Annotated in this window: 1 protein-coding gene; it reads left to right on the top strand. The window is 36.5% G+C overall.

Annotation, left to right across the window (positions count from 1 at the left end; all coding sequences use genetic code 11):
• The first annotated feature begins 140 nt into the window (after positions 1 to 140).
• Positions 141 to 1,256, top strand: a complete 1,116-nt coding sequence (locus ACFFHF_RS11855; RefSeq protein WP_160549961.1) for an IS4 family transposase — start codon at positions 141 to 143, stop codon at positions 1,254 to 1,256.
• Positions 1,257 to 1,404 lie beyond the last annotated feature (148 nt).

The raw sequence follows: 1,404 nt of genomic DNA on the forward strand, positions 1-1,404 counted from the left end.
CACTAGTGTTGCGTTAATTTAATTTGACTATTGGAAATACTTAAAATGTTCAATTTTATTATTTTGTGCAAAGAAAAAGTCCTTTATAATGGATAAGTCAGGTGGTAACCCGTCCAAATCCACTATAAAAGGACATACGCATGGACAAGATTACACGAAAAAATTCATTTGGACAATGGTTTTCACCAATAAACCTTCAATTATTTGAAGAACAGGTGAAAACGATGAAATTAGATTACTATACGAAAAAACTAACGACTGAGTCATTCCTTAAATTACTACTTTTTGCGCAACTACAAGAAATCGAAAGTCTGCATGCACTAAGCGATAGTCTATTCGATGACCAGCTTCAAAAAGGAATCGACCTTGATTCTATCAGTATTTCTCAGCTGTCACGCCGATTGAATGGGATGAATCCAGATATATTCCAAAGGCTTTTCCTTGATTTAGTATCACAAATTCATACCAAAACGTACTATACGAAACTTGTGATGCCGTTAAAAATTATTGATTCAAGCACGCTGCCACTCAATTTAACCAATCATAAATGGGCAAAATTTCGCAAAACAAAGGCGGGAGTAAAGTTGCATCTCCGTCTTGTGTTTATGGAAAAAGGTACTTCCTATCCTGAAAAAGCCGTTATGACAACTGCAAAAGAACATGACCGTGGTCAGCTTGAAATCATGGTGGATGACAAGGAATGCATGTATGTGTTTGATCGTGGCTATCTAGACTACGAGCGCTTTGATCGCATGACTGATGATGGCTACTTTTTTCTTTCCAGACTACGTAAAAATGCAGTCATACGGGAAGTTTTCGATTTTAACCTACCAGAGAAAGCGACTGTTTTGTCAGACCAAATGGTATTGATTGGTACGACTCAAAACCGTGCTGAAAATTACTTTCGCCTTCTAAAAGTGATGGATTCAAAAGGAAATGAACTCCAGCTTATTACGAATCGTTTTGATTTGAGTGCCGAAGAAATTTCGGAGATGTACAAATCTCGCTGGGCAATTGAGCTATTTTTTAAGTGGATTAAACAACATCTCAGCATCAAAAAATTCTACGGTCAAAGCGAATGGGCAGTTCAAAATCAAGTGTTTATCGCACTGATTGTTTTTTGCCTACATGTTCTCGTACAAATCGAAACAAAAAGTAAGCGAAAAACCTTACAAATTAGCCGTTATTTAAGGGCTGCATTGTGGAAACCAGCGAATATCTGGCTTCGAAAGATTGAAGGAAAAGCCATCCCTTAAATAAACAAATTGTCGTTGTCGCACAGGTCTAATTGTAAATAAAATCCAAATGGATGGAGCCACCTTTAATAGGGTATTTACCTTTTTGGCTCTAATCAAGAAAGATGATTAAACTGAAAATTATGACATTATTTATACAACACTAGTG

It is taken from the genome of Robertmurraya beringensis (assembly GCF_042433785.1).
GTDB lineage: Bacteria > Bacillota > Bacilli > Bacillales > Cytobacillaceae > Robertmurraya_A > Robertmurraya_A beringensis.